Here is a 26,641-nt window from a genome sequence, read left to right as displayed (position 1 = left end):
CATGGAACTCGATAGAATCGGCCTGAGGCACGGCCGTCTCCGTCACCTCAACGCAGGGACAATCGGGGTCGTCGACGTCAAAGAAGCAGACGAGGAAGGCTTGCCCGAGGTCGTCGCGTTCGTCAAAGACGACGGCGAGCGCGATATCTCGCTGCGCCCGGGTGACACATTTTCGATCGGCAACGAGACTTGGCGGCTAGATCATATCAAAGATGCTGATGATCTGAATTGGACGGTCGTGTTCGTCAGGATCGAATGATCGTAGGTGGACATCACCGCCCCTCCAGGCGTCGTGTCAGGCCGGGGGCGTGCCGGAGGGTGGGGCGCTCGTAGCGGCCGGCCGAGTCGGCGAGTCCGTGCCTTGAGGTATCGGTGGCGCCGTGGCGGGGCGGGGCCTGCCCTCGTTGGGCCCGATGTCGGACGCGTGCGGAACGGCCATGCAGGGGACGTCGCCGATCACGTGTCAAGGGCAGCGGTCGGAGGGACAGGGTCCGTCGAGCAGCAGACCATCGCGGCGGCTCCGGCGGCATCTAGCCTCCGGTATTCAGCGCGAATAGCGGTCGGGTGGTAGCGGACTTCCGCTCAAGGCCGACGTGCCGGACGACCCCACGGCCACACTGAACGCTCAGGTCTGCATCCTGTTGTACCTCGTCGGCGAGGCAGACTTTGGTCGGGCGGGGGCGTGATCATCGACTCGCCGGATGGCCGGTCCAGTCGATTCTGCGCGTCACACCAACGCCGCGCCTCCACTCGGCGCCGTCTGGTAGACGCGGGCCACCGACCGAAGGCGCGGACGGTGGGCGAGCGCGTCCCCGCTCGGGCCGTCCGGCCGGGCGGCTGCCCGCTGCTGACCGACGCGGGCACCCGCCGCACTCAGTTCGGTGCACCGATTCGCATATCCGACACGTGCGGGTAAGTGGGATTTGCGATCCGGGCCTTCTGGGACGAAGAGGGTGTGCACAGTTCGCACGTTCAGAAATTGCGTGTGCCGATGTGGGGGTCATGTTCCTTTTCGGCGCGCGAGTCGAGTGTTTGTCCGAGCGTGACCGTACGATTACTCGATAGTGGCCGATCGCGCAGAGTCAGTGATCGGTACGGATCGTGTCCGACGCGATATCGGGAGGACGGCCGATGCCGAGCCCCTACGTCCGACGCCGGCAACTGGCGGCCGAGATACGGAAACTCCGCGAGAGCCGGGGCCTGACGACCGATGGCCTGGCCCGCCTCATGTTCTACAACCGCGCGAAGATCTCCCGCCTGGAGAACGCCCAGGTCCGTCCAGACGTGGGCGAGATCATGAACATGCTCGACACCCTCGAGATCACCGGCAGTCAGTACGACAGACTTCTCAAGCTCACTCGCGAGGCTGCCCACAAGGGGTGGTGGGACAAGTACGGCGTCTCCATGGGACCGCGCCAGAAGCTCGCGGCAGATCTGGAGTACAACTCCGCCACCGTCCGGAGTTACGACCAGACGGCGATGCCCGGCGCGCTTCAGTGCCCCCCGTTCATCGACGGCCTTGTCAGCCTTGATGAGAGCCAGAAGACGCTCGACTACGAGCCGGACCGGATGGCCGAAGCCCGCGAGCGTCGGCAGCGCGAGCTGCTCAGGGCAGGCGGACCGGCCTACGAGATCATCCTGGACGAGTCGGTGATCCACCGGCTAGCGGTCCCGGCGGAGGCGATGGTCGCCCAGCTCCGGCACATGATCCAGACGGTCTCGGCGGAGGAGCGGATCACCGTTCAGGTTCTCATGCACAACGCCCGCATCCCTGGAGGCTTCCTCCCGAAGGCGTCGTTCTACCTCTACACGTTCGCCGACCCGGGCGACCAGCCGATCGCGATCGTCGACACCGTCACCACCGACCTCGTTCTCACCAAGCACGGCGAAGTGGCACGGTATACCGGGATATATGACCGCCTCCGGGAGGCCGCGCTGTCCACGGAGGACAGCATCACCTTCCTGACGGAGGTGGCCGACCGGCTCACCGACCAGACAGGATCGGGAACATGACCAAGCAGTTCCACGACTGGCGTAAGTCTCGCCACAGCGAACCCAACGGCCACTGCATCGAGGTGGGCCGGGCGGCAGACGGCACGATCGGCGTCCGCGACACCAAGCTCAACGGTACTGGCCCGACTCTGGAACTCACCAGAGGGGAATGGCGGACCCTCCTCAAGGAGATCCGCGCCCACGATCACTGATCCCCCACCAAGCACTGCGGCCTTGAGACGAGCCCGTTCGTCTCAAGGCCGACGGCATCTTGAGGGCCGCCCGCACCCGCCCCTCCTGTCAGGGTGATGCCGTCCTTCTTCTGCGGACGAATCGAGAGCGAAGTGCCGCCAGCGCGGAAGCGTTGCGAACCCGCTACGCGCCTTCAAAAATCCGGCATCTACCGACCTTCAGGATTCCGAATACCGGCTTCTCTGGACGGATCGGGCGCGCAAAGTTCGCACGTGCAGGATTTGCACGTGGCGATATCGCGGAGAGCGGCCCGTTTCGGCGCGCGAGTCGGGTTTTTGTCCGAGCGTGACCGTACGATTACTCGATAGTGGCCGATCGCGCAGAGTCAGTGATCGGTACGGATCGTGTCCGACGCGATATCGGGAGGACGGCCGATGCCGAGCCCCTACGTCCGCCGCCGGCAACTGGCGGCCGAGATACGCAAACTCCGCGAGAGCCGGGGCCTCACCACCGATGGCGTGGCCCGCCTCATGTTCTACAACCGCGCCAAGATCTCCCGCCTGGAGAACGCCCAGGTCCGTCCGGACGTCGGCGAGATCATCACCATGCTCGAAACCATCGAAGTCACCGGCGGCCAGTACGACAGGCTCTTCCAGCTCGCCCGAGAGGCCGCGAAGAAGGGGTGGTGGGACAAGTACGGCGTCTCCATGGGGCCGCGCCAAAAGCTTTACGCCGACCTGGAGTACAACGCCGACACCGTCCGCGAGTACAACCAGACTCTGATGCCTGCCGTCCTCCAGGCTCCCGAGTTCATCTCGGCGCTCGTTGAACTGGACGAGTGCCAGGGGAAGATCGACTCCGTCCCGGAGCGTATGGCCGACGCCCGTATGCGGCGGCAGAGCGAGCTGCTCCGGCCAGACGGCCCGTCCTACGAAACCGTCCTGGACGAGTCCTTGATTCATCGGCTGGCCGTCCCGCCGCAAGCAATGATTGCCCAGCTTCGCCACATGATCAGGGTGGTCTCGGAAGAGGAGCGGATCACGGTCCGCGTCCTACCGCACGACACCCGCGTCCCGGGAGGCTTCCTCCCCATGTCGTCGTTCTATGGATGAACGAGGTCGGCCCGAACTCAATGTCGACGTAGGAGGTGAGCATTTCCCGTCCGCGCTCGCGGTGCCGTCGGTCGCGGTGACCGCCCGGTTCGAGCGGGCCGCGCCCGAGTGGCGCGAGCATGCCGCCATCACCACCGGGCTCCATATCGGCGGGGCGGAGAGCCACGGCGCCTGCCTCCTGCTGCTCGCCGTGGACGAGCATGTCTACGCCATCGGGTACGGGGCCGGTTTCCGCCTCGTCCCCGAGTCCAGGAAGGATCCCCGCTTCGGGCTGCGCGTCGCGATCCGCGTGCTGGACGCCGGCCAGGTCCGCGACCTCGTCCGCCGCTCACCCGCCCTCTACGGTCGGACGGACGCCACGATCGTCCCCGGCGGCATGCCGATCTGGGCGTTCGGCGTCGAGGAGCACACCGACGTCGTGGGCCGGGCCGGCGGCGCGACCACGCGGCTCGCCCTCACCGGCATGCGCGGTGAGGACGGCGCGATCGCCATCGACGGCGCCGCCGGACTGCGGGTGAAGCTCGGACGCCCGCGCCTTCACCACCAGGTTCGCCGGTTCGAAGTGGAACAGTGACCGGCCCGACCTGGCGTATCTGCTGCGCCGCGCGCGGAGCCAGCGGCAGGGCATGCGCCTCATACGCGTGCGTGATGCGCGGATCGAGATGTACTCCGACCCGGGCCGGACGGAGTCCCTCGGCAACTGCAGTGCGCTGAAGTGGCTGGAGGCCACGGTGGCCCTGGACGACCGCAGCTTCTTCCTCATGGACGGACGCTGGTACGAGATCGGCACCCGGTACCTGGAGGCCAAGCGCGGGGAGATCGAGGGCCTGATCGTGCCCGATCCCGGCTTCTACCTCCCGGCCTGGGAGGAGGGATGGGATGAGAAGCGCTACAACGAGCACGTCGCCGACGTCCTGCCCGGCGCCCTGTGCCTGGACCGCAAGGGCGTGCGTACGCGGCTGCACCGCGGCAACGGCGTCGAGGCCTGCGACGTCCTCACCCGTGATCTCGTCCTGGTGCACGTGAAGCGGGCCGACGGCTCGGCCCCGCTCAGCCACCTGTTCGGGCAGGGCCTCGTCTCCATGGAGACGCTCCACACGCCCGAGGGCGAGGCGCGTTTCGCGGCACTGGTGGAGGAGATCGGCGGAGGCCGCCTGGAACTGCCGCGTCCGTTCCGTCCCCGCAAGGTCGTCTTCGCGATCCTGCTGAAGGGCGGCGAGCGGCTGAGCGCCTCCACGCTGTTCCCGTTCTCCCAGGTGACCCTGGCGAACGTGGCAAGGACCATCCGGACGCGCTACGGCGTCCCAGTCGAGGTCGTCGGCATCTCGGCCCACGATTCGTGAATTGCGGGCCGAGGCGGGCTGGCCAGGGCAGGGGGGCGGGTGGGCGTTCCTGGGCAGGGTGGCGCCGCAGCGGACGAGGATCGGTTCGTGCTTGCGAGAACTGCTCGTCGTGCGGAGGTGGGAGGCGTCCCGTGGCATCACTCGCCTGACACAGGTCCCGTTTATTGCAGGGGGTTCGTCGTTAATGCGGGCGGTGCCGGGGTACTTATCAGAACCGTCCGAGAGGGGGACGGATGGGGCGGCCGAGGATCGTGATCGTCGGGGCGGGGTTCGCCGGGTTCCATGCCGCGCGCACGCTGTCGCGGGTGGCGCGGGGGCGGGCGGAGTTGGTGGTGATCAACCCGACCGACTACTTCCTGTACGTGCCGCTGCTGCCGGAGGTGGCCGGCGGGCTGCTCGATCCGCGGCGGGTCGCGGTGTCGCTGACCGCCGCGCTTCCCCAGGCTCGGCTCGTGCTCGGTGAGGCGGACGCCATCGATCCGGATGCGCGGACGGTGAGTTACGTCGATCCGGAGGGCGGGCGCGGGGAGGCCGGTTATGACCGGCTCATCCTTGCGGCGGGGAGTGTCAACAAGCTCCTGCCGATTCCGGGTGTGGCGGAGCACGCGCACGGGTTCCGGGGCATTCCGGAGGCGCTGTATCTGCGGGACCACATCATCCGGCAGATGGAACTCGCCGACGCCGCTGATGATGCGGAGGAACGGGCAGCGCGGTGCACCTTTGTGGTGGTCGGGGCCGGTTATACCGGGGTTGAGGTCGCCGCACAGGGGGCGTTGCTCACGCGGGCGCTCAGGCGTCGGCTTCCACGGCTACGAGATGAGGCGCGCTGGTTGCTTTTGGATCTGGCGCCTCGGGTGCTGCCCGAGTTGGACGAGCGTCTTTCCAGTACGGCCGACCGGGTGCTGCGGGGGCGCGGGGTCGAGGTGCTCACCGGCAGGTCGGTCGAGGACGCCGAGTCGGACGGGGTGCGGCTGACCGGCGGGCGGCATGTGCCCACCAGGTCGCTCATCTGGTGCGTGGGCGTCCGGCCCGATCCGCTCGTGGAATCGCTCGGGCTGGAGACGAAGAAGGGCCGGCTGGTCGTCGACGAGTACCTCAACGTGCCGGGCCGTCCCGAGATCTTCGCGTGCGGGGACGCCGCCGCGGTGCCGGACCCGAACCGGCCCGGCGAGGTGACGCCGATGACCGCGCAGCACGCCGTCCGGCAGGGCAAGCGGGCCGCCCGCAACGTCGCCGCGTCCTATGGCACCGGCGCCCGGGGCCCATATCGGCACCGGGAACTGGGGTTCCTGGTCGACCTCGGTGGGGCCCAGGCGGCCGCCAACCCGCTGCACGTGCCGCTGTCGGGGCTGCCGGCCAAGGCGGTCACCCGCGGTTACCATCTGCTGTCGCTGCCGGGCAATCGTGCGCGGACGGCCGCCGACTGGGCCCTGAACGCGGTGCTGTCGCGCCAGCTGGTGCAGTTGGGTCTGGTGCGGTCCCCGCTGGTGCCGCTGGAGACGTCCGCGCCGGAACTCCCGAAGATCCCGCACTGATCCGTCTCGCCGCCGGAACTCACCGCCCGTCCCCCGGATTCCGGGATTGTCCGGAGGCGGTCGGGGGGTCGTACGGGGTTCAATCATCTATGGGAGCGGGTTGCTCCTAGGATGTTCGGACCCTGACGGGGTGTCAGGGCCGGTGGAAGGACGGTGCGGGGTGGCTCAGCTTGCTATTGCGGATTCGTTCATGCCGCAGTACGCCAAGTTGGAGCCGAAGGTGCGGAGGGGTGTCGAGGCGGCGATCGCGAAGTTCGCCGAGCACACGCATGCGGGGCTGCACCTGGAGAAGCTCAACAACGCCAAGGATCCGCGGATCCGGACGATCCGGATCGACCAGTTCTGGCGCGGGGTGGTACTGGCGCCGGAGAAGGGCGACGTCTACTGCCTGCTCGCCGTGATGGCGCATGACGACGCCATCGCCTGGGCCAGGAGTAAGAAGTTCTCGGTCAACCAGGCGATCGGTGTGCTAGAGATGCGCGACCAGGTCGCGCTGGAGGAGATGTCGCCGGCGCTGGAGAAGACCGCCGAAGGGACGAACTTCCGGCTGCTGGGCCATGTCTTCGACAAGGATCTGGTGCGGCTCGGAATCGATGCGGAGCTGATTCCGCTCGTCAAGCTGCTGACGGAGGAAGCGCATCTGCAGGCGATGGAGAAACTGCTGCCGGAGCCGCAGTACATCGCGCTGCTCGCCCTGGCGCAGGGCATGAATGTGCAGCAGGCGTGGGACGAGGTCGCGCAATGCCTGCCGGTCGAGGAGAAGCCCGCGGCCGTCGATCCCGACGACCTGGTGACCGCGATGCGCAGGACGCCGGGGAAGGTCGTCTTCGTCAATGGGCCCGAGGAGCTGCGGGAGGTTCTCGCCCATCCTTTCGACACCTGGCGGATTTTCCTGCATCCGGTGCAGCGGCGAGTGGCGCTCCGGGCTTCCTACAGCGGGCCCGCCCAGGTGACCGGGGGTGCCGGGACGGGGAAGACCGTCACGGCGCTGCATCGCGCGAAGTTCCTCGCGAGCAAGGGCGGACGCGTCCTGCTGACGACGTTCACGCGGAATCTGGCGGAGGCGCTGGAGAAGCAGCTTGAGATGCTCGTGGACGATCCCGAGGTGCGGGAGCGGGTTCACGTCAAGAATGTGGATTCCGTTTCCTATGGGATTGTCGGGCGGCATCACAAGCCGGGTATCGCCGGGCCCGATGTGCTCGACCCGCTTTGGGAGGAGGCGGCCGAGGGGACGCCGTTCTCGCCGTCCTTCCTCGGCCGGGAATGGGAGCAGATAGTCCTCGCTCAGGAGATCGAGAGCGAGGAGGACTATCTCGCGTGCACGCGCACCGGGCGCGGGGTTCCGCTGGGGAAGGCGCAGCGGTCGGTGGTGTGGCGGGCGATCCGCGTCGTGGTCGACGGGCTCGCCGCCGAAGGGAAGTCGACGTTTCCGCAGCTCGCCAATGAGGCGGCGGATCTCGTGGACGGGCCCGAATACGACCATGTGATCGTCGATGAGGCCCAGGACATCCATCCGACGCAATGGCGGCTGCTGCGGCGGCTGGTGGCCGTCGGGCCGGATGACCTGTTCATTGTCGGGGACCCGCATCAGCGGATCTACGACAGCCACGTTTCGCTGACCAGTCTCGGCATCAACGTGCGCGGGCGCAGTACCAAGTTGAAGATCAACTACCGGACGACGCAGGAGATCCTGGCGTGGTCGGTGCCCCTGCTCGGGCTCTCGCCGGCGCAGGGACTCGACGATTCCGCCGACACCCTGGACGGGTACCGTTCGCCCATTCATGGGCGGCGGCCCGTCGTGAAGGCGTATCCGGATCCGGACGCGGAGATGGACGGGCTCGTGGCGCAGGTCCGGGGCTGGCTCGACGACGGGGTGGAGCCCAGTGCCATCGGGATCGCGCACCGGTACGGGTGGGTCGCGAAGAAGGCCGCGAAACGGCTGAAGGACGAGGGGATCGCGGCCTACCAGGTGCCCAGCAAGTCGCCGGGTATTCAGGTCGGCACCATGCACCGCATGAAGGGGCTGGAGTTCCGGTGCATCGCGGTCATCGGGGCGGACGAGAATTCGCTTCCGGCGGCGAAGGCCATCACGCCGGAAGACGAAGACCCGAAGGCGCACGCGCAGGACGTCCAGAAGGAGCGCTGCCTGCTGTTCGTGGCCTCAACGCGGGCGCGCGACCATCTGTACGTGTCGTATGCGGGGGCGCCTAGCCCGTTTCTGCCTGGGTGAGGTCCTGCAGGAGCGTCCGGATGGCCGTCGCCTGCGGATGGTCGTCGCCGCGCAGGCCCGTGATGTGGGCCAGGAGTTCGGTCAGTTCCTTGCGGGCCTGGTCCGTTTCCCCGGCGGCGAGCTTCAGGCGGGCCACGCGTTCGCGGATGCGCAGGACCAGCGGGTCCCAGGGGCCGGCGTCGGAGAGGTCGTCCAGGAGTTCCCGCAGATGGACGAGCGCCGTGTCGGTGGCGCCCAGGTGGGCCTGGCTGACGGCCTCCTGTTCGCGGCAGTTCAGGACGTGCGGGTCGTCCGGGCCGTACCACTCGGCCAGGGTCACGGCCGCGGCACGGTAGGCGTGGACGGCCCGGCGGTAGTCGCCGCCCTGGAAGAGGACGTCCGCGAGGTCGAGGCGAAGCCCCATGTACTCGGGGTCGTCGTCGCCAAGCGCCAGGCGGGTGGGTTCGGTCAGGCCGGAGAGGAGTTCCGCCGCCTGGGTGTAGCGGCCCGCTTCGGCGAGGTCGGCCGCTTCCGCGCGCGCTTGGACGACCTCGCCCAGCGTGGGCAGTTCGACGGGTTCCTCTTGGCGGGGTGACGGGACGCTCCCGGATATCTGGATCCGGCTGACGGCACCGGCGTACAGGTGTTGCGGGGCGATCGCGTCAACGATTCCTGGGAGCGGGTGCAGGGACGAGACGAATTGCAGGAGGCGGTGGTAGACATCGTCGGCGTTCGCTGGGCGGTCGCCCGGTTGCTTGGCGAGGAGTTCAAGGACGAGTGCGTCGAGCGCCGGAGGAACGTCGGAGTTGAGCACGCATGGTGGGGTCGGAGCCTCGTCCTCATGGCGGCGCAGCACCTCGTAGGGCGTCGTCCCTAGGAAGACCTGGCGGCCGGTCAGCATTTCGTAGAGGACACATCCGAGGGAGTACAGATCGCTCTGCGGGCTTGGGCTGCCGTACACCTGCTCCATGGCCGTGTAGCCCGGCGTGTAGGGCGCCCCCAGGCCGGTGGTGGTCCGGCGTACGTCGCCCGGCCCGAGACCCACCGCGGCACCGAAATCGAGGACTTTCACCGAGCCGTCCCGGCACAGCATCAGGTTGCTGGGCTTGAGGTCGCGATGCACCAGCGGGCGTTGGTGCGCGACGTTCAGGACGGCGCACACCTGCGCGGCGATGAGCGCGGCCCACGAGATGGAGAGTTTCTCCTCGGCGTCGAGGACGTGGTCGACCGTCGTGCCCTCGACGTACTGCATGACCAGGTAGAAGCATCCGTCGTGGCTGCCGAAGTCGTAGACGGTCGGGACGCCGGGGTGCTCGAACCAGGCGGTGCTCCGCGCCTCCTGCTCGAACCGCCCGACGAGCGACTCGTCCGAGACGCGGGTGAACTTGACGGCCAGCCGCCGGTCGAGGAAGCGGTCGTAGGCGCGCCACACCTCGCCCATCCCGCCGCGCCCGATCGCCTGATCGAGCTCGTACCGCTCGCGTTCCCCGAGGAGATCGCCCCGCCGCAACGCCCACCTCCACTGGCCCGTGCAGGCAGCGTACCGGCGGCGGCCCCCGGAACCTACCGGGGTCCGCCGGACGGGCGGAGGGTGCCCGCGCCGAGCCCCTCCAGGCCGAGGCGCAGGACGTCGGCGCCGAGGCGGTAGGTGTCGCGGAGCGCCGCCTCCAGGTCGGTGAGCCTGCGGAACGCCCGCCCGAGCTCGGCCTGCTCGTCCAGGCCGAGGCGGGGCAGGCGGGCGCGGCGGACGTCGAAGCGGGCGGACGAGGTGGAGCTGCGGAGCCGGGCGCCCTGCGCGCCGAGCAGCAGCCATCCGGCGACGAAATCGGGGTCGGACCGGGACGGTTCCGCGCGCACGAGGGCCAGGCCGGGCCCCAGCACCGGTCCCTCCCCGGTGATGACGCGCGCCACGGGGTTGCGTGCGGTGAGCGACACGACGACGTCGCCGGCCGCGACATGCACGTGCTCGTCGTCCGGTGCGGCCGTGCCCGTGGGCTCCTGGCCCAGCGCGACGTCTTCCAGGGTCAGCACCGGCACGTTGCCTTCGCCCAGCCGCACCTTGGCGGGAGGTCGGAGTATCTGCAGCACGCCGGCCTTGGCCAGCTCGCCGACCGTCGTCATGGGGACGTCGGCGCGCGCGCGGGACTGCGTAAGGGACGACAACTCCGAGACCACCCGCGGAAGTTCCGCGGCCTTCGCCTCCAGCAGCTCCCGGGCGGCGACGAACGAGCCTTCCGCCGTGGGCGCGCTCCGCTGCGGGAGGTAGCGGGCAGGGGTGAGGTCTACCTCGTCGTCCAGAAGGTCGATGATGCGTACGACGACGCTTGAGTCCGTCCCGGTGGGCTTGCCCTTCTCGTAACGGCGCCAGGCGTCGAGGGCCGTTCTCCGGAAGTTGTCGGGGTCGGCCGACGTATCGACCATCAGGACGTCGTCAGCCGGGGTGCCGCCAGGGGCCGGACGACGCAGAACCCACACCGCCAGCGCGACCGCCATGTTCGGCACCGCGCCGGGGGGCAGGCCGATGACGGCGCGGAGCGTCCCACGGCGAAGCAACTCGGAACGGACGCGGCGTCCGGAACGACGGTTCGCGACAGCGGGGGGCATGAGCAGAACGACATGCCCCCCTGGCTCGACATGGGCGAGGCCGTGCTGGAGCCACGCCAGCTCCGATTCCATGCGCGGCGGCAGCCCGTACTCCCAGCGCGGGTCGCCGGTCAGTTGCTCGTAGCCCCAGCCCCGGTCGTTGAAGGGCGGGTTGGAGACGACCAGGTCGACCGTCCGTCCGGGGAAGGCGTCGGCCAGCAGGGAGTCACCCGGGCACACCTCGGCGGGGGCGCCGCGTAGCGCGAGTTGTATCGCGGACATGCGCGCGGTCGTGTCGTCGATCTCCTGCCCGAGGAGCTGCTGGACGTCCTCGAACACCTCGTCGGCGGCCTTGAGGTAGCTGCCCGTCCCGCAGGCCGGGTCGAGGACGGTCCGCGCCGGGCCCCCGAGTTCCAGCATCAGCCGGACGACCGGTTCCGGGGTCAGGTAGACGCGGCGGCTGTGGTGCTCCAGGTAGCGGGTGCGCAGGAACTCGAACGTCTCCACGGCGCCGAGTTCGTCCACGAGCTGGGAGAGGGCGCGGACGAGCGGCACCGCCGACGGCGGCGTCAGGTCGGGGCCCGCCTCCACTCCCCCGGGCAGGGCCCGGACGACCTCGGGCAGGGCGGCGGCGACCTCGTCGTCGGGGGTGTCCGGCAGCTCGTCCCAGCGTGCGGGGTCGGCGCGCAGGTGGAGGAGGAACGCGCCGGCGAAGGTGAGGACGTCGGCGAGGTCGCGGCCCTCGGAGGCGGCGGTGCGGAGGGTCTGCCAGACGCGCTCGCGGACGGGCGAGTCGGCCAGTTTCCCCTGGTCGCGGAGCCAGTCCTCCACCTCGGCGAGGGAGAACGTCGGGCTGACCGCCGTCCCGCCGACGGGCTGCGGGAAGTCGTCGTGGCGGCGGCGCCAGTTGCTCACGGCCGCGCGGCCCACCGCCGCGAGGCGGGCGATGTCCGCCGCGGTCACCGTCGCATCGTTCGGCACCAGCGCTCCCTTCAGCCGACGTTCAGGGTCGGCATCACCCTAGTGCCTATCACGGCGGTTGATCTGATTCACGTCCCCACCGCCCACGACACTCGACCTCACACGTGCTCGATTCGTTTTGTTTGTTGATTGCGTTCACAGCGTCGAGTGTGGTTTGCTGTGTACAGACAAACCCCCCGGGCGATGCCGGCAGCGTCGTCCTTTCCCCAGGCCAGAGAGCGGAGGTGGCGACCCGTGCATGTCCCGACGATGCCGCTGCGCGAGTTCGACGACGCGCAGGGACGGATGCCGGCGGACCTCGCGGCACGCACCCAGCGGTTGCGCGCCTGCGCGACACGGGCCTCGATGTGCGGGTGCTGCGGAGTCGCCCGCCGGCTCCTGTGGCTGTGCTTCGCCGCCGTCCGGCACGGCGACGACCCGATCGCGGAGATGCTCGCCGGCGAGGCCGAGCACTACGTCGACACCGGGGAGCACCACCCGGACTGCCCGCACCTGCCGCCGCCCCCGGCCCGGGGCCGGAGGCCGGTGGAGGGCCGGGTGCCCGGGTGGCCGCCCGGCCCGCTCGTCGCCGCGACCGACGCGAGCTGGAAGCGCGGCACCTGCGGCCTCGGCTACGTCGTCGGCGACGGCCGCTGGGGCATGCGCGGCTGGACGTTCGGGCCGCAGGACCCGACCGGGCCCAGCCGGGTCCTGGTCAGCGAGCTGCGGGCCGTCGGCCTCCTGCTCGACCGCGTCGGGGACGGCGGCCCGGAGCTGACGCTGCTGCTCGACAGCCGGCCCGCGCTCCGCTTCCTGCGGGCGTGGCGGCGCGGCGACACCGGCCTGCTGCCGGACGGCTACGACCTGCGGCCCCGCCGCGGCGCCCCGCCGTCCCTGGTCCGGCTGGCCCGCCGCGTCGCCGGACGTCCCGGGCTGGCGTTCGAGCACGTGAAGGGGCATTCCGGCCATCCGCTCAACGAGACGGCCGACTCCCTCGCGTCCATCGCCCGCCGCAACGCGGCCGACCCCTTCGACTGCGCCGCCCGCGCCGAGGGCCTCGTCGAGGCGTTCCTCCGCGCATGGCACGACACCCCCGACCGAACCCCCGGCGAACTCGCCGCCTGAGATCTTCTGGAGAACGAGATGAACCCCCACCAGCCCTACGGGCAGGGCCCCGTCCCGCCGCTTCCCGCCTACGCCGTCCCGCCGCCGCGGAAGCGCGGGAAGGGCTGCCTCTACGGGATCATCGGCGCCGCCGCCGGGCTGTTCATGATGGTGTCGTGCGTCGCGGTCGTGGCCAGTTCGTCCGATGCGCCCGTCGCGTCCGACTCGGAGTCCCCGGCCGCCGAGAAGAAGCCGGTGGAGAAGAGCGAGCAGGGCGAGAAGGGCGAGACGAAGGCGCCCGGTGAGAAGAAGGTCGTCAACGGGATCGGCCGCGAGTACCGCGACGGCAAGTTCGCCTTCACCGTCACCAAGGTGAAGAAGGGCGTGAAGAAGGTCGGCGACCAGTACTTCGGCGACACCGCCCAGGGGCAGTTCGTCTTCATCTACGTCACCGTGAAGAACATCGGCGACCGGTCCCGGACGTTCAGCGACGTGAACCAGACGCTCATCGACGCCAAGGGCCGCAAGTTCGAGGCCGACCCGGAGGCGTCCACGTGGACGAGCCAGGAGTCCAAGTCGTTCTTCGAGCAGATCAACCCGGGGAACTCGGTCAAGGGCACGCTCATCTACGACGTCCCGCGCGGGACGAAGCTGAAGGCCATCGAGCTGCACGACTCGATGTGGTCCGGGGGCGTCACCGTCCCGCTCGGGAACCGCTGACGCCGGGGCCATGGCCGTGCGCGCCACCGTCATCTTCGCGGGCCGCGACGAGATCGCCGGCCGCCTCCGCGACACCGTCTGGGAGGCGGCCCGCGCGGCCCTCGCCCAACGCCCCGAGCCGGTGATCCGGGACGTCCTCCTGGACGGCGGGCCGTTCCCGCTCGGCCACGTCCTGGGCCCGGCCGACACGGGGGCGGCGGAACTGGTCCGGTCGGCGGCGGGGGCGGTCCGCCGGCTGGTCCGGGACGTCGGCACCGAGGATGCCGAATCCCACGTCCGGCGCTCGCCGGTGACCGCGCGGGTCGTCGAGGCCCTCCTCGCCGCCGTCCGCGACCGCTTCCTCCTCCTGGACGTCGGCGAACTGCACCGCGACCCGTCCGGCTGGCCCGAGTCGTGGACGTGGGAGACCCGCGACCGGGCCGAGTTCGACCGCGTCCTCGCCCGCTTCGACGGCGACCGCCCCGAACACCACGGCCGCCTCCTCACCCCTCTCGTCAAGTTCATCGAGACGTCCGCCCCCTGAATACGGGCCCCTATCCGAGGATGTGACTTGTCCGAACTCTGCTGGGCTCTGACCGTCCCCCAGCCGGCCGCATGGGCGATCGCCCACGGCCACCAGACCGTCTACAACCGCCCGTACTCGACGGAACAGCGCGGCTGGATCGCCATCTGCGCGGGCTCCGCCATGGACGGCGACCTGAGGCGCCTGACCAGCCGGCTGACCGGCCGCTCACCGGAGAGCCTCGACGCGCTGTGCGGTGAGCGGAACATGATCGTGGCCGTGGCGCGGGTGGCGGACGTGTGCGACGAGGGATCGTGCGACTGCGGGCCCTGGGCCGACAAGCGGTTCATCCACTGGAAGCTGGCGGACGCGGTTCCGCTGGCCGACCCCGTCCCCGCCCCGCACAACCTCGGCCACTGGCGGATGCCTCCGGACCTCGCGGACGCGGTGGAGCGGGAATGGCGGCTCACCGAACGCGCCAAGGCGGGTGACCCGGCCGCGCAGGCCCCGTCCAGAGACTTTCCCTCCCTGCGGGACGAGCTGCTGCCGCTTCCCGGGGCCGCCGAGGGATACCGGCACGTGCTCCTGCTGGGCACCACGGGGGCGGGGAAGACGACGGTCGTCCGGCAACTGCTCGGCACGGACCCCGAGACCGAGCGGTTCCCGTCCACCTCGACCGCGAAGACCACCGTGGCCGACACCGAGATCGTCCTCACGGCCGCGGGCCCCTTCCGTGCCGCCGTGACCTTCGCCGGCCGCGACGAGATCACCGACCACCTGCGCGACAACGTCTGGGAGGCGGCGCGGGCGGTGTTCGAAGGGCGGCCCCGGGAGGTGATCCAGAACCGGCTGCTCGACCACGTCAGCCAGCGCTACCGGTTCAGCTACCTCCTCGGCCGCGCCGCCCTCCCCGGGGCCTCGGACGCCGCCGGCACCGACGACGACACCGACGACATCGACGACGACCTGGACGGCGAACTGGACGGCGATGCGGAGGTTCCCGCACCGGCCGCACCGGCTTCGCGCACGGCCGACCCGCGGACGACGGAGCTCGTCCAGAACGCGGTACGAGCCGTTGAGCACGCGGTCGCGGCCGAACTGGCCGCCGTCCGGCGGGACGCGGCCGGATCCGGGCACGAGGACCGGCCGCTCGAGGAGTACATCGAGGACGAACTCGAAACGCGCGTGCGGCGCTCCGATGCCTGTGCGCTGATCGTCGACGCGTTCCTCAACGCCATCGAGGACCGCTTCGAGCTGCTGACGGAGGGCGACCTGCACCGCGCCCCGGACGGGTGGCCGGTGTCCTGGTCCTGGGAGTGCGCCGACCGGGCCGAGTTCCTGCGCGCGGTCACCAGGTTCTCCAGCAACCGGGCGGCGCTCTTCGGCCGGTTGCTGACTCCGCTGGTGAACGGGATCCGGGCGGCGGGGCCGTTCCGCCCGCACTGGGCCGAGCACGAGGCGCGGCTCGTCCTGATCGACGGGGAGGGGCTCGGGCACACGCCCGGCTCCGTCGCCGAGGTGTCCACGCCCCTCCGCAAGCGGCTGGACGAGGTCGACGCCATCGTCCTCGTCGACAACGCCCAGCAGCCGATGCAGGCGGCGCCGGTCGCGGTGATGCGGACGGCGGCGGCCACGGGGAACGGCGAGAAGCTGTTCTTCCTGTTCACCCATTTCGACCTCGTCAAGGGCGACAACCTCGGCTCGTTCTCCGACCGCGAGAGGCACGTCCTCGGATCGGCCGAGAACGTGCTGAGCGAGATCCGGGAAGAGCTCGGGCTGGCCGAGCGGATACTGCGCCGCCGCCTGGACGAGGCGCGCTACTTCGTCGGCGGCATCGAGCAGGTCCTCGACCCCGAACGCATCGACCCGCGCCGGCCGAAGGCGTCCCGGCGCACGATGCGGCAGCTCAACGGCCTCCTCGAAGCGCTCACGAAGGAGGCGGTCCGGGGCGAGACGGGGCCGGCGCGCCCGGTCTACAAAAGCGGGCAGCTGACGGACGCCGTCGCCGAGGCAGCCCGGTCCTTCCACACCCGGTGGCGCTGCATCCTGGGGCTCGCCTACTGCCCGGAGACGCCGAAGAAGCACTGGAGCAGCGTCAAGGCGCTGACGCGGCGCCTGTCGGAGGGCCACACCGACGAGTACAAGGACCTGCGCCCCGCGGCGAGCCTGCGAACGGCAGTGGAGTACGCGGTCTACCGGATGATCCAAAGCCCCGTCCGCTGGACCGGCCCCGAGCCGGACACCGACGAGCAGGAGATCATCATCGGCGACATTTCGAGCGCCGTCACCAAGCGGATCACGGCGCTGGTCGACCGACTGATCACGCAAGACCCCCGCCCCGCCTGGACGCGCGCCTACATGGAGCACGGAAAAGGCTCCGCATCTCGCCGCGCCGAGATCCTGAGCACAGAGATCTACGAAGAAGCGATACCCCCGCCACTGCCCGCAGAGCCCTACCAGAACCGGTTCTCCCAAAAAATACTGACACTTGTTGAGGACGCCGCCGCAGAACTCGACTTCATCTTGGAATGAACTGATTCCCCGACCACTTCGTTACGTGCGATACCCACCGCCCTTGACCATGGAGTTCACGTTGCGCCGAATCGTTGCCCTGTTTCCCATTTTGCTCCTCTCGCCCCTCACCGCCTGCGGCGACGGCGACCCCGCCGCCGCCACGGCGCCGTCGGACGGGCGGCCAGCCGCGTCACCGACGCGGCCGGCCGCGCAGCCGAAGACCGAGGCCGCCGTCCGGACCGCCGCGCAGGACGAGTTCGACGCCTATGCCGCGGGCGAGTACGGCGAGGCGTGGGACCTGTGGACGGCGGCGGGCAAACGCATGATCTCCCGCGCGGACTACGAGAAGCTCCACGCGCTGTGCCCGTCCGCCACCGGACTGCGGTTCACGATCGAGAAGGTCAGGGTCTCCGGTGACAGCGCGACTGTCCGGGTCTCCCGGTCGATCGCGGTGTTCTCGTACACCTTCCTCTACGAGGAGGGGCAATGGCGGTTCGTCCCGGACAAGGCCGCGGCCGCCGACTACCGGTACGCGCGCAAGGCGGGCGTCGCCGGACTCGCTGCCCGCAGCAAGGCCGAAGGGCTCTGCACCGGCTGAGCCCCGAACGATCCGCGACGGCCCGTCCTCCTTGGGAGGCCGGGCCGTCCCGCCCGCCCTTGCCGCTCTCCATCGTCGGCCACCCGCCGGCCGACCGGTGCCGGCCATCCGCCCGGACGAGCCGAAATCCCCAATACGGCATGGGCCCAATGCCGTAAACCAGGGGACCTGGAACGAGACGGCCCAGCCCGAGGGGGCGCTACCTGCACAAAACGGATCTCGACAGGATCTATGCGTCGATAGCTTTAAAAGCCTCACTAACTACCGGCGGAAGAACTGCCGCTCAATGCTTTGACGAATGGTGGTCCATGGTGAAAGATGTCTGGTCAAGTCCCCGCGCTTCCGCTACTTCCTCGCTCCCCCCATGGAGGTACTTGTGCCGCCGACACGTTCGGGGCTGCCACCAGACGCGCGCGCCTGGCCCGGACTCGAAAGCACGGGGCCCGACCTTGTCGTCGGTGACCTGACATCGCTCGCGCGGCGGCTGGAGAGCCGGCTGGAGACCATGATCTCCGCGGCCACGGCGCACCTGAGCGCCGCCGGTTCCGCGCCGGCCTCGGCGTTCGGACGCTGGGACGCCGCCGTCCAGCTGGCCGCTACCGCGTCCACCGCCCACGCCGCGATCAGCGACCACCACCTGCGGTTCATCCACTCGATGCAAACCGTGGTCAAGAAGCTGTACGCGACGGCGAACGTGTACGACAAGCACGAGGCCGCGATCGAGGCGAAGATCCGCGAACTCGACCGGCTGCTGAGCGGGGCGCCGCCGTCCGTCCCGACCACCGGCGAGCGTCCGAGCACCGCCGTGCCCGGCCCCGGGCCGACCTGGCCGGAGGCGGGCCGGTAACGATGACCGAGCACCAGAGTTCCTCGCTGCGCGGCGGCATCCCGTCCGGATCGCCCGCCTCGTACACGTCCAAGGAAGAGATCACGTCGCTGCTCCGCGGCACCGCCCCCGCGTCGGTGTCCGCCTCCGGCCAGAGCTACGTGGACCTTGCGAACGCCTACGACCAGGCGATGACGGACCTGCGCAAGTTCGCCCATGACCTCGCGGACGCGTGGAAGGGACCCGCGTCCAATGCCGCCCAACGCCAGTTGAGGGACCTTTTCGCCGCCGCGTTCGAGATCTCCTCCCGATCGGCGGAGGTCGGCAACGCCGTCAAGACCCACGGGACGAGCTACCTGGCCTGGTACCAGCAGAGCATGCCGACCCCGAAGACCGTCGACGAGGCGCGCCAGTGGATGCAGGGTGCCAACGCCCGCGCCACGCAGACCTGGAACGCCATCCCCGCCGACATCTCCACCGGCCTGCCGAGCATCAGCACGGGCAGGCGATCCGACTACGGATCGCCGAGCACGAAGGTGGGTACCGGCGGCGCCGGCGGAACCGCGCCTGCGGGAGGATCGAGCACCGGTCCCGGTTCTCCCGGAGACGATCGCGGTGGGCACGCATCCGGATCGGCCGGCTCGCAGGAGACGGGCGGCGGCACCCACGTTCCTGGCGCTGGTCCAGGCTCGGTTCTCGGCGGCACGGGAACCAGCGGTGCGCAGCAGTTCGATGGCCGGGGCGGCACCGACCTGGCCAGCCTCGGGACGTCCGGCGGCGCCGGCGGCCTGCCGGGCTCCGGCCCGTCCGGCGGGGCCGGCCCGGGCGGCGGGCTCGGCGCGGGCGGCGGTCCGGCCGGGTCCGGTCTCCCCGGAGGCATCGCCGGGGGCGGAGGTGGTGTTTCCGGCGGAGCGACAGGTGCGGGCCCAGGGCTCCTACCCGGCGCCGGTGGTCCTGGAGCGGCACCCGCGCGCGGCGTGACGGGCGGGACGGCACCGGCAGGCCGTCCAGGCGCACCGGGCGTCGGATTCCCCGGCGGTTCCGGGCGCGGAGGAGACGGCTCCAGGGAGCACAACCGGAGAACGTGGCTCGGCGAGCAGGACATCTGGTACGACGATCGGGAGGTCGCGCCGGGGGTCATAGGCGAGGTGGCGTCCAAGCCCACCGAACCCGAGAAGGCCTCCGATGACGAGCCGACCGAGCAAGAGGCCCTGCTGCGCAGGGTCCTCGCCCGGCTGGAGCGGTTGGAGTCGCGCGACACCGCCACCCCTGCCGCCGATGAGCGGCGAATCGAGTGGACGGATTGACGCCCCGGGCGTGGGGCCGGCGCATCTGCGCGGGTGCGGTGGCGATCGCACTGACCTGGACCGCCGCAACACCCGCGGCCTCTGCCGCTCCCGTCCCGCGCAGCGACGAGTGGTGGTTTCACGCATGGTCGGTCGAGACGAAGGTGTGGCCGCTCAGCAAGGGCACCGGCGTGACGGTCGCGGTGATCGACGACGGCGTCAACGCGCGGCTGCCCGAACTCTCCGGTGCCGTCCTGCCCGGCCTCGACACGGCCGGCGGACATACCAGGGGGCAGGTCGACTTCGACGAGCAGGGACACGGTACCTCCATCGCCGCACTCATCGCGGGACGCGGCGGCGGACGCACCGCATACGTGGGGCTGGCCCCCGAAGCGAAGATCATCCCGGTGCGCCTTCCGCACGGTTCCGCGACCGAGGACAACATCACCGAGATCGCGCAGGGGATCCGGTTCGCCGTCGACCACGGGGCCAAGGTCGTCAACATGTCGATCGGCGGAACGTCGGTCCGATGCGAGGACGATCTCCAGTCCGCCATCGCGTACGCGATCGGGCATGACGTCGTTCTGGTCGCCGCGGCCGGAAACGACGGAGACGGCACGAACGCCGCGGAGCAGCCAGCGCGGTGTCCGGGAGTGCTCGCGGTGGGGGCGGTGACCAAGGCAACGAAGCCCTGGCACAGGACCCAGCGGCAGAACTATGTGACCATCTCGGCGCCCGGTGCGCAGATGGGGCTTGTGGGCAAGGACGGCACCTACTACCCCGACTCCGCGGGAACCAGCGGGGCGGCCGCCCTGACGTCGGCGGCGGTGGCCCTGATCCGGTCGCGGAATCCCGGCATGTCCGGGCGGACGGTCGTGCAGCGGATCCTTGCCACGGCCATGCCGATCGGCGGCGAGGAATGGGACCCGCGGACCGGCTACGGGGTTCTCCTCGTCCGCAACGCGATGGACCCCGCCGAGTACCCGGTCCCGTCCGGCGCGCCCAACCCCGTCTATGAGGCGTTCGACCGCTGGAAGGCGTCCACGGACCGAGCGCCGTCACGGCAACCGGTGGCGGCGGCGAAACCCGAAGGCGGCTCCGGCGGGCTTCCGGTGGGGACGATCGCCGCCGGGGCGGCGGGCGCGAGCCTGGTCGTCGCGGGACTGGCCGCCGCAGTCCTCATCGTGAGCCGCCGCCGAAAAGTCGGCCGCAGGGCGTGAACAGAGAGGAAAGCCCGTGACCGAGACTCGGAAGTTCGACCCTGCGCATCTGCGGAAGACGGGCACGTCGGCGGACGCCCTGGGCGACCACGTCCAGAAGTCGCTGAAGAACCTGGAGAACGCCCACCAGGGCGTCGCGGCGGGCGCGGACGGTTTCGCGTTCGCGGGCGCACTGGCGAAAGTCTTCCATTCCTGGGACGAACGGCTCGGCGCGCTGCGCGGCGAATGCTGGTCGATCGCCGAGACGTTCCGGGCCAACGCCGGCAACGACGAAGCGACCGAGCAGGGGCTCGTCACCGGGATGAACAAGAACTTCAACGATCTGCTCAATCTCAAGGCGGACGGCTGACGTGGTGTCGATGCAGCAGCTCCAGAAGCTGGACCTGGGGCCGGTGAAGACCGCTGGTGACGGCTGGGGCCGCCTGATGAACGAACTGGAGGCCGGGCGGGACACCGCCGACCGCCGGTTATCGGCGCCCTTGCACGGCACCTGGCAGGGGAAGGACGCCGAGGCCGCTTTCCAGCGGCTGACCCGGCTGAGCCGCAATTTCGAGTACGGAATGGCGGAGTCCGGGGACGTCCGGACACTGCTGGCCTCGATGTTCGCGGAACTCGGCGCCCAGCAGAAATCCCTGCGACAGGCTCTCGCCGAGGCGGCCAGGCTCGGGTTCACCGTCAGCCCCGACGGGCGGGTCGGCTATCCGGCCTCGCCGCCCATGCGGCACGGCGGCACCGCCACCGGGGCCGGCGGCCTGGCTCTCGGCGCCCAGGGCGGCGACAACCGGGCACGGGCGCAGGCGATCGCCGACCAGATCCGCCGCGCCGTGACCCGGGCGACCGCGATCGACGAGAGATACGCGGCTGCGCTCGCGAAACTCGCCGCCGCCCCGGACCTGCAGGTGACGGCGAGGACGTGGCTGGACGCCCGAAACGACGGGCGGCTGGTGGCCGGGCTCGCCGACACCGCCCTCCGGCTCCGCGTCCCGGACGGCAAGGATCCGAAGAAGACGGCGAAATGGTGGCGCGGCCTCACACCGGAGCAGCGCCAGGAGTACATCACCGCGCACCCGGACAGAATCGGCGCGCTGGACGGACTTCCCGCCGACGTCCGCGACCAGGCCAACCGCCTCGTCCTCCATGAAACGCACGCGGACGTCCAGCAGCGCCTGAACGCCTTGGGAAAGCCTCCCGAGCAGTTCCTCAGCGGCCCGACCGGCCCGGTGACCAACCCGCTCTACCAGATCTGGAAGGACGAGCACGACAGGCTCGCAGGCCAACTGAAAGGCATGGACGCCATCCAGACGAACCTGGACATGGCAGGCCAGAAGAACCTTCCCGAGGGCTACCTGCTGGGCTTCGACACGCGCGGCAACGGCCACGCCATCGTCGCCAGGGGCAACCCCGATACGGCTGCCCACACCGCGGTCTACGTCCCCGGCACCTATGCGAACCTCGCCGGGATAGAAACCGGCTTGCACCGCGGCAACAGCCTCTGGATGAAAACGGCCGAGATATCGCCGGGGCAGCCGGTGTCGGCGATCACGTGGCTGGGGTACGACGCGCCGCAGAGCATCCCGTTAGAGGCGCCGTTCCGGAGTTATGCCGACCATGGAGCGCCCCTGTTGAACCAGTTCGTCGACGGAACGCGCGTCTCTCATCAGGGGAACCCGACTCACCTGACCATGATCGGGCACAGTTACGGAAGCACGGTCATCGGCTCCGCCGCGGTACACGGCGACCTCAACACCGATGACATCATCTTCGCGGGCAGCCCGGGGGTCGAGGCGGGCCGTGCCGCGGACCTCGGGATCGGCCCCGAACACGTCTATTCCGACCGGGCGCCGGGCGACCCCGTCCCGTACGGCGGGAACTACACGGAACTGCCGGGACGATACCTGGGCGTGCCCACGGTCCCGGGAGACCCGGCCTTCGGCGGCAGGACCCTGGACTATGGCCCGAGAGCGGAAGGATTCGATCCCACCGAAGCGCACACCTCCTATTTCGACGAGACGTCGATCAGCCTCAAGAACATGGCCAAAGTCATCGCAGGCAACGAATAAAGGAAGAGCATGCGGGATCGCCATCGATATCCACGGCTTGGTCTTTCGCTGCTGGCCGTGGTCGCATCGATCGTCATGAGTGGGTGCAGTGAAATGAAGGACATCGGCTATGAGCCGAAGGTGGCAGACCCGGAAACGGTACGGTCACAGGTGGAGTCCCATCTCGCCGCCATCAAGAAGATGGCCGACCTTCCGAAAGGGAAGGGGCTTCCTCCTGCAGCACTGATCAACCTGAACGCCCGAGGAATCGAGCGCGGCTATGCGATGAACGGTTCTTTTTCTATCTGGGGGCTGCCGAACAAGGCCATCGGCGATGGATACGAACGCGTCCGCGAAGCACTGCCTGCGGCCGGTTGGAGAATAGCCGAGGAGGGCCGGGACCCGATGTGGGAACAGGACCCCGAACTCTGGGCCGAACGCGCCGATGACCACTCGAAACTATCGCTTGAGTGGGTACAGCCGACCCGCACCAAGGGCCCCATCCTGCTCGTCACAATAGATTCGCGCATCTACGTGGCGCCGCCGAGCGTAGATCTGAACACCAAGATCTGAGCCTGGGCTCACCCGGGCGGGTCTATGGGGGGTTCGGGCGGCGGCCCGGGACGACGATGCCGTGTTCGTAGGCCAGGACGACGGCTTGGACGCGGTCGCGCAGGTGGAGTTTGGCGAAGACGCTGCCGACGTGGCTTTTGACGGTGGCCTCGGTCACGACGAGGCGCGCCGCGATCTCCTGGTTCGACAGGCCCTGGGCGACGAGGAGGAGCATCTCGCGCTCGCGCGGGGTCAGGGCGCTCAGCAGGTCCGGGGACGGCCGGACGGGGTCGGTGCGTCCGGCGTAGTCCTCGATCAGGCGGCGGGTGATCGACGGGGACAGCAGCGCCTCGCCCTGGTGGACGACGCGGATCGCCTCCAGGAGCCGCTCGCGGGGCGCGTCCTTCAGCAGGAATCCGGACGCCCCGGCGCGCAGCGCGCCGAAGACGTATTCGTCGAGGTCGTAGGTGGTGAGGATCAGTACGCGCGGCGGACGGGCGGTCGAGTCGGGCTCGTCCGTTGGAGGACGGTCCGCGGCGGTGATGCGGGCGGTGGCCTCGACGCCGTCCATCCGCGGCATCCGGACGTCCATCAGGACGACGTCGGGACGCAGTTCGGCCGCTCGCGCGACGGCCTCGTGGCCGTCCGCGGCCTCGCCGACGACTTCCAGGTCGGGACGGGTCTGCAGGAACAGCCGGAAGCCGATCCGGATCAGTTCCTGGTCGTCGACGATCAGCACCCGGATCGTCACGCGGGCTCCCCGATCGGCAGCCGTGCCGCGACCTGGAATCCGCCGCCGGGGGCCGGGCCGGTCTCCAGTTCGCCGCCGAGCACCGCGACCCGCTCCCGCATCCCCACCAGGCCGTGGCCGCCGGGGCCCGGCTCGCCGGTTCCCGTCCCGTCGTCCTGCACTCGCACCTCCAGGTCAGTGCCGCTGTAGTCCAGCCGTACCGTGACCAGTGTCGCGCCGGCGTGTTTCAGCGCGTTGGTCAGCGCCTCCTCGATGATCCGGTAGGCCGACAGCTCCACTCCGCTCGGCAGGTCCCGGGGTCCCCCGGTGATCTCCCGTTGGACCGGCAGGCCCGCCGCGACGTACCCGGCGACCAGTTCGTCCAGGTCGCCGAGTGAGGGCTGCGGCCGCGTCTCCGCCGCCTGCCGGTCGCGCAGCAGGACGAGGATCCGGCGCAGTTCGGCCAGGCTCTGCTCGGCGCTGGTCTCCACCTGCTCCAGCGTCCGCGCGGCCACCCGCGGTTCGGTCTCCAGGACGTCGCGGGCGCCGCGGACCCCGATCAGCATCACCGTCACCGAGTGCGCGACGATGTCGTGCAGTTCGCGGGCGATCGCGCCGCGTTCGCGCTGGGCCGCGATCAGGTCGAGCTGCTCCCGTTCGCGTTCGAGGGTGGCGGCCCGCTCCTCGACCGCCCGGACGTAGCGGCGGCGCGTCTGCATGTAGGCGCCGAGCATCCACGCGCCGACCGGGACCGGCGGGGCGCAGATGCTGTCGGCGACCAGGAACACGACCACCGGTGCCAGCACCGCGAGGGAGACGCGCCGATCGCGTGTTTCGGCGAGCGACCACAGCGCGACGACGACCGGTGCGCCTCCGGGCGAGTGGCCGGCCGCGGCCAGCACGGCCGCCGACGCGACCGTCACCGCGGTCACCGCCACCCCGAACCGGCGGCGGGCCAGCAGTGCCGCACCGGTCAGGACGGTCACCGCGATCGGCAGCGGCACGGGCCGCGTGCCGTCGTTGAACAGCAGCCCCACTTCCACGAAGGTCGCCGCCGCGGCGAGCGCGATGTCGAACAGCACCGGGCGGTGCGCGGCCCGCAGGCCCCGCACCGCCCGGATCCGCTCCGCGAAGCTCACGCTCACGCCAGGTCGCGCCGTCGTTCGCACGCGACCGCGACCAGTACCGCGAGGACCGTCCAGACCGCGAACACCGCACCGGCCTCCGCGACCGTGAGCGTCGTGTTGTGGGTCCCGCCCGTCATGACGCCCGCCGCGCCGAACGGCAGGAGGTTCCCCTCCCGCTCCCACGCGCCGCCCACCAGGGGCTGCACCACCAGGGCGAGGATCAGCAGGACGACCGCGCCGGCGACCGGGACGCGGACCAGCGCGCCGACCGCCGCGCCCAGCACCGCCGCCAGCACGAAAGCCCCGACGTTGCCCGCCACGACCTCGGCCGCCTGGGCGGACGTCAGGTCCGGGCCGGGCTGGTCCGCCAGCAGGGGCAGCGCCACGCCGGCCGCGACCGCGTTGATCAGCAGCGCCAGCCCGAGCCCGGTCAGGGCGTACGCCGCGATCCGCACCGCCAGGACGGTTCCGCGGCCGCGCCGGGCGACCAGCGCCGTGGGCGCGGCGGTCCGGTGGCGGTACTCGCCGGCCGCGCCGACCAGCCCCCACAGCAGCAGGAGGACGGGGAGCCCCGCCAGCGCCTCCTTCTTCTCCGGGATCTCGTCGAGCGTCCCCGACGCCTTGGCGACGAGCACCGCGTTCAGGGCGGCGAAGGCCATCCCGCCGATCGCGAACCCCCACACGGCGCGGGTGGTCACCGACTTGAGCAGTTCCGCGCGAAGCAGGCCGATCATCGTTGCGCCCCTCCGGTGAGCTCGAGGAACACGTCCTCCAGCGACTCGACCTCACTGATCGGTCCCTCGTGCACCAGCCTGCCACGGTCGATGACGACCACGTCGTCGACGGTCTGCGCGGCCTCCGCGAGCAGGTGGCTGGACAGCAGCACCGTGCCGCCCTTCGCGGCCCGCTCGCGCAGCATCGTCCTAAGCCAGCGGATGCCCTGCGGGTCGAGGCCGTTGGCGGGCTCGTCCAGCACCAGGATCTCGGGGTCGCCGAGCAGCGCGGCGGCGAGCCCGAGCCGCTGCCGCATCCCCAGCGAGAAGGCGCCGACCCGGCGGCGCGCCGCCCCCGTCAGCTCGGCGATCTCCAGGACCTCGTCGGCGCGGCGGCGCGGCAGCCCCGCCGCCAGCGCCAGCGCCCGCAGGTGCGCGCGGGCAGTCCGGGCGGGGTGCGCGCCGCACGGCTCGATGTGGACGCCGATCCGGCGGGCGTCCGGCACCAGCGAGGCCACCGGCGCGCCCAGCACCGACACCGAGCCCGCCGACGGCCGCGCCAGCCCCACGACCGCCTTCATCGCCGTGGTCTTGCCCGCGCCGTTCGGGCCGAAGAAGCCCGTCACCGCGCCCGGCCGGACGGTGAACGTCAGGTCGTCGACCACCGTCCGGCGGCCGTACCGTTTCGTCAGCCCCTCGACCCTGATCGCCGGGGCGGCCTCCGTCTGTGATGTCATGCCGCCCAGCTTCGGCCGCCCGCGTCTCCCGGTCATCAGACCACGGT

25 protein-coding genes are annotated in these 26,641 nt (G+C 70.5%); 19 read left to right on the top strand and 6 right to left on the bottom strand.

Translation table 11 applies throughout. From position 1 onward, the window contains the following. The first annotated feature begins 1 nt into the window (after position 1). The 8 genes from ABFX46_RS16265 to ABFX46_RS16230 all read left to right on the top strand — a co-directional run bounded on the left by ABFX46_RS16265 (position 2) and on the right by ABFX46_RS16230 (position 8,404). Positions 2 to 259, top strand: coding sequence for a DUF6406 domain-containing protein (locus ABFX46_RS16265; protein WP_346043010.1), 258 nt, complete (start codon positions 2 to 4; stop codon positions 257 to 259). 872 nt (positions 260 to 1,131) lie between these two features. After that, positions 1,132 to 2,013: a helix-turn-helix domain-containing protein gene (locus ABFX46_RS16260; RefSeq protein WP_346043008.1), complete on the top strand. Its 882-nt coding sequence runs from the start codon at positions 1,132 to 1,134 to the stop codon at positions 2,011 to 2,013. Continuing rightward, on the top strand, positions 2,010 to 2,204 hold the full coding sequence (locus ABFX46_RS16255) for a DUF397 domain-containing protein (protein ID WP_346043006.1): 195 nt from the start codon (positions 2,010 to 2,012) through the stop codon (positions 2,202 to 2,204). Before ABFX46_RS16260 ends, ABFX46_RS16255 begins: the two co-directional genes overlap by 4 nt. Before the next feature lie 414 nt (positions 2,205 to 2,618). Further along, positions 2,619 to 3,296 (top strand): Scr1 family TA system antitoxin-like transcriptional regulator, encoded by a 678-nt coding sequence (locus ABFX46_RS16250; protein ID WP_346043004.1) that lies wholly within the window; start codon positions 2,619 to 2,621, stop codon positions 3,294 to 3,296. Then, complete coding sequence (locus ABFX46_RS16245) at positions 3,289 to 3,870, top strand: DUF6119 family protein (protein WP_346043003.1); 582 nt, start codon at positions 3,289 to 3,291, stop codon at positions 3,868 to 3,870. Before ABFX46_RS16250 ends, ABFX46_RS16245 begins: the two co-directional genes overlap by 8 nt. A 10-nt stretch (positions 3,871 to 3,880) precedes the next feature. Next, positions 3,881 to 4,639, top strand: a complete 759-nt coding sequence (locus ABFX46_RS16240) for a TIGR04141 family sporadically distributed protein (RefSeq protein ID WP_346043198.1) — start codon at positions 3,881 to 3,883, stop codon at positions 4,637 to 4,639. 233 nt (positions 4,640 to 4,872) lie between these two features. Then, positions 4,873 to 6,174, top strand: a complete 1,302-nt coding sequence (locus ABFX46_RS16235) for an NAD(P)/FAD-dependent oxidoreductase (RefSeq protein WP_346043001.1) — start codon at positions 4,873 to 4,875, stop codon at positions 6,172 to 6,174. Positions 6,175 to 6,334: 160 nt separating this feature from the next. Then, positions 6,335 to 8,404 (top strand): UvrD-helicase domain-containing protein, encoded by a 2,070-nt coding sequence (locus tag ABFX46_RS16230; RefSeq protein WP_346043000.1) that lies wholly within the window; start codon positions 6,335 to 6,337, stop codon positions 8,402 to 8,404. On the opposite strand, the gene ABFX46_RS16225 is transcribed toward ABFX46_RS16230, so the two are convergent. Further along, the gene (locus ABFX46_RS16225; protein ID WP_346042998.1) at positions 8,382 to 9,893 is read right to left on the bottom strand and encodes a serine/threonine-protein kinase; all 1,512 of its coding nucleotides are present in this window, start codon (positions 9,891 to 9,893) and stop codon (positions 8,382 to 8,384) included. The two genes, ABFX46_RS16230 and ABFX46_RS16225, sit on opposite strands and share 23 nt — an antisense overlap. A gap of 53 nt (positions 9,894 to 9,946) precedes the next feature. Continuing rightward, positions 9,947 to 11,947 (bottom strand): N-6 DNA methylase, encoded by a 2,001-nt coding sequence (locus ABFX46_RS16220; protein ID WP_346042996.1) that lies wholly within the window; start codon positions 11,945 to 11,947, stop codon positions 9,947 to 9,949. A gap of 234 nt (positions 11,948 to 12,181) precedes the next feature. Between ABFX46_RS16220 and ABFX46_RS16215 the strand changes: the two genes are divergently transcribed. The 11 genes from ABFX46_RS16215 to ABFX46_RS16165 all read left to right on the top strand — a co-directional run bounded on the left by ABFX46_RS16215 (position 12,182) and on the right by ABFX46_RS16165 (position 23,308). Then, positions 12,182 to 13,051: a ribonuclease HI gene (locus ABFX46_RS16215; protein ID WP_346042994.1), complete on the top strand. Its 870-nt coding sequence runs from the start codon at positions 12,182 to 12,184 to the stop codon at positions 13,049 to 13,051. A gap of 18 nt (positions 13,052 to 13,069) precedes the next feature. Further along, positions 13,070 to 13,750 (top strand): DUF4352 domain-containing protein, encoded by a 681-nt coding sequence (locus tag ABFX46_RS16210; protein ID WP_346042992.1) that lies wholly within the window; start codon positions 13,070 to 13,072, stop codon positions 13,748 to 13,750. A gap of 10 nt (positions 13,751 to 13,760) precedes the next feature. After that, a complete protein-coding gene (locus ABFX46_RS16205; protein WP_346042991.1) occupies positions 13,761 to 14,273 on the top strand; it encodes a hypothetical protein in 513 nt (170 codons plus the stop codon). Positions 14,274 to 14,300: 27 nt separating this feature from the next. Then, positions 14,301 to 16,784, top strand: a complete 2,484-nt coding sequence (locus ABFX46_RS16200; RefSeq protein WP_346042989.1) for a hypothetical protein — start codon at positions 14,301 to 14,303, stop codon at positions 16,782 to 16,784. Between the two features lie 61 nt (positions 16,785 to 16,845). After that, positions 16,846 to 17,364 carry a hypothetical protein gene (locus ABFX46_RS16195; protein WP_346042987.1) on the top strand — a complete coding sequence of 173 codons (519 nt, stop codon included), beginning with the start codon at positions 16,846 to 16,848 and terminating at the stop codon, positions 17,362 to 17,364. Between the two features lie 376 nt (positions 17,365 to 17,740). After that, positions 17,741 to 18,211: a hypothetical protein gene (locus ABFX46_RS16190; protein ID WP_346042986.1), complete on the top strand. Its 471-nt coding sequence runs from the start codon at positions 17,741 to 17,743 to the stop codon at positions 18,209 to 18,211. 2 nt (positions 18,212 to 18,213) lie between these two features. Next, positions 18,214 to 19,497: a WXG100 family type VII secretion target gene (locus ABFX46_RS16185; RefSeq protein ID WP_346042984.1), complete on the top strand. Its 1,284-nt coding sequence runs from the start codon at positions 18,214 to 18,216 to the stop codon at positions 19,495 to 19,497. Between the two features lie 38 nt (positions 19,498 to 19,535). Then, positions 19,536 to 20,696, top strand: coding sequence for a S8 family serine peptidase (locus ABFX46_RS16180; RefSeq protein ID WP_346042982.1), 1,161 nt, complete (start codon positions 19,536 to 19,538; stop codon positions 20,694 to 20,696). A gap of 16 nt (positions 20,697 to 20,712) precedes the next feature. Continuing rightward, a complete protein-coding gene (locus tag ABFX46_RS16175) occupies positions 20,713 to 21,045 on the top strand; it encodes a hypothetical protein (protein WP_346042980.1) in 333 nt (110 codons plus the stop codon). A gap of 250 nt (positions 21,046 to 21,295) precedes the next feature. Then, positions 21,296 to 22,756, top strand: coding sequence for an alpha/beta hydrolase (locus ABFX46_RS16170; RefSeq protein WP_346042978.1), 1,461 nt, complete (start codon positions 21,296 to 21,298; stop codon positions 22,754 to 22,756). 9 nt (positions 22,757 to 22,765) lie between these two features. Beyond that, positions 22,766 to 23,308 carry a hypothetical protein gene (locus ABFX46_RS16165; RefSeq protein ID WP_346042976.1) on the top strand — a complete coding sequence of 181 codons (543 nt, stop codon included), beginning with the start codon at positions 22,766 to 22,768 and terminating at the stop codon, positions 23,306 to 23,308. Positions 23,309 to 23,330: 22 nt separating this feature from the next. On the opposite strand, the gene ABFX46_RS16160 is transcribed toward ABFX46_RS16165, so the two are convergent. Genes ABFX46_RS16160 through ABFX46_RS16145 form a run of 4 tightly spaced genes read right to left on the bottom strand, consistent with a single transcriptional unit; the run spans position 23,331 to position 26,594 of the window. Then, positions 23,331 to 24,038 (bottom strand): response regulator, encoded by a 708-nt coding sequence (locus ABFX46_RS16160; RefSeq protein ID WP_346042975.1) that lies wholly within the window; start codon positions 24,036 to 24,038, stop codon positions 23,331 to 23,333. After that, positions 24,035 to 25,162 (bottom strand): sensor histidine kinase, encoded by a 1,128-nt coding sequence (locus ABFX46_RS16155; RefSeq protein ID WP_346042974.1) that lies wholly within the window; start codon positions 25,160 to 25,162, stop codon positions 24,035 to 24,037. The genes ABFX46_RS16160 and ABFX46_RS16155 overlap by 4 nt, the downstream gene beginning before the upstream one ends. After that, the gene (locus tag ABFX46_RS16150) at positions 25,159 to 25,878 is read right to left on the bottom strand and encodes a hypothetical protein (RefSeq protein WP_346042972.1); all 720 of its coding nucleotides are present in this window, start codon (positions 25,876 to 25,878) and stop codon (positions 25,159 to 25,161) included. The genes ABFX46_RS16155 and ABFX46_RS16150 overlap by 4 nt, the downstream gene beginning before the upstream one ends. Beyond that, complete coding sequence (locus ABFX46_RS16145) at positions 25,875 to 26,594, bottom strand: ABC transporter ATP-binding protein (RefSeq protein WP_346042970.1); 720 nt, start codon at positions 26,592 to 26,594, stop codon at positions 25,875 to 25,877. The genes ABFX46_RS16150 and ABFX46_RS16145 overlap by 4 nt, the downstream gene beginning before the upstream one ends. Positions 26,595 to 26,641 lie beyond the last annotated feature (47 nt).

The organism is Actinomadura chokoriensis, from assembly GCF_039529475.1.
In the GTDB taxonomy this organism is placed as follows: Bacteria; Actinomycetota; Actinomycetes; order Streptosporangiales; family Streptosporangiaceae; genus Spirillospora; species Spirillospora bangladeshensis.
Note: the sequence above shows the minus strand (reverse complement) of the source record. Positions and strands in the feature narration are given on the sequence as shown.

What these genes read in the sequence shown, in the direction of transcription:
- ABFX46_RS16170 (WP_346042978.1), top strand. Translation starts at nt 21,296, where the DNA reads ATGTTCGCGGAACTCGGCGCCCAGCAGAAATCCCTGCGACAGGCTCTC.
- ABFX46_RS16250 (WP_346043004.1), top strand. Translation starts at nt 2,619, where the DNA reads ATGCCGAGCCCCTACGTCCGCCGCCGGCAACTGGCGGCCGAGATACGC.
- ABFX46_RS16165 (WP_346042976.1), top strand. Translation starts at nt 22,766, where the DNA reads ATGCGGGATCGCCATCGATATCCACGGCTTGGTCTTTCGCTGCTGGCC.
- ABFX46_RS16145 (WP_346042970.1), bottom strand. Translation starts at nt 26,594, where the DNA reads ATGACATCACAGACGGAGGCCGCCCCGGCGATCAGGGTCGAGGGGCTG.
- ABFX46_RS16245 (WP_346043003.1), top strand. Translation starts at nt 3,289, where the DNA reads ATGGATGAACGAGGTCGGCCCGAACTCAATGTCGACGTAGGAGGTGAG.
- ABFX46_RS16150 (WP_346042972.1), bottom strand. Translation starts at nt 25,878, where the DNA reads ATGATCGGCCTGCTTCGCGCGGAACTGCTCAAGTCGGTGACCACCCGC.
- ABFX46_RS16205 (WP_346042991.1), top strand. Translation starts at nt 13,761, where the DNA reads ATGGCCGTGCGCGCCACCGTCATCTTCGCGGGCCGCGACGAGATCGCC.
- ABFX46_RS16235 (WP_346043001.1), top strand. Translation starts at nt 4,873, where the DNA reads ATGGGGCGGCCGAGGATCGTGATCGTCGGGGCGGGGTTCGCCGGGTTC.
- ABFX46_RS16255 (WP_346043006.1), top strand. Translation starts at nt 2,010, where the DNA reads ATGACCAAGCAGTTCCACGACTGGCGTAAGTCTCGCCACAGCGAACCC.
- ABFX46_RS16260 (WP_346043008.1), top strand. Translation starts at nt 1,132, where the DNA reads ATGCCGAGCCCCTACGTCCGACGCCGGCAACTGGCGGCCGAGATACGG.
- ABFX46_RS16265 (WP_346043010.1), top strand. Translation starts at nt 2, where the DNA reads ATGGAACTCGATAGAATCGGCCTGAGGCACGGCCGTCTCCGTCACCTC.
- ABFX46_RS16185 (WP_346042984.1), top strand. Translation starts at nt 18,214, where the DNA reads ATGACCGAGCACCAGAGTTCCTCGCTGCGCGGCGGCATCCCGTCCGGA.
- ABFX46_RS16210 (WP_346042992.1), top strand. Translation starts at nt 13,070, where the DNA reads ATGAACCCCCACCAGCCCTACGGGCAGGGCCCCGTCCCGCCGCTTCCC.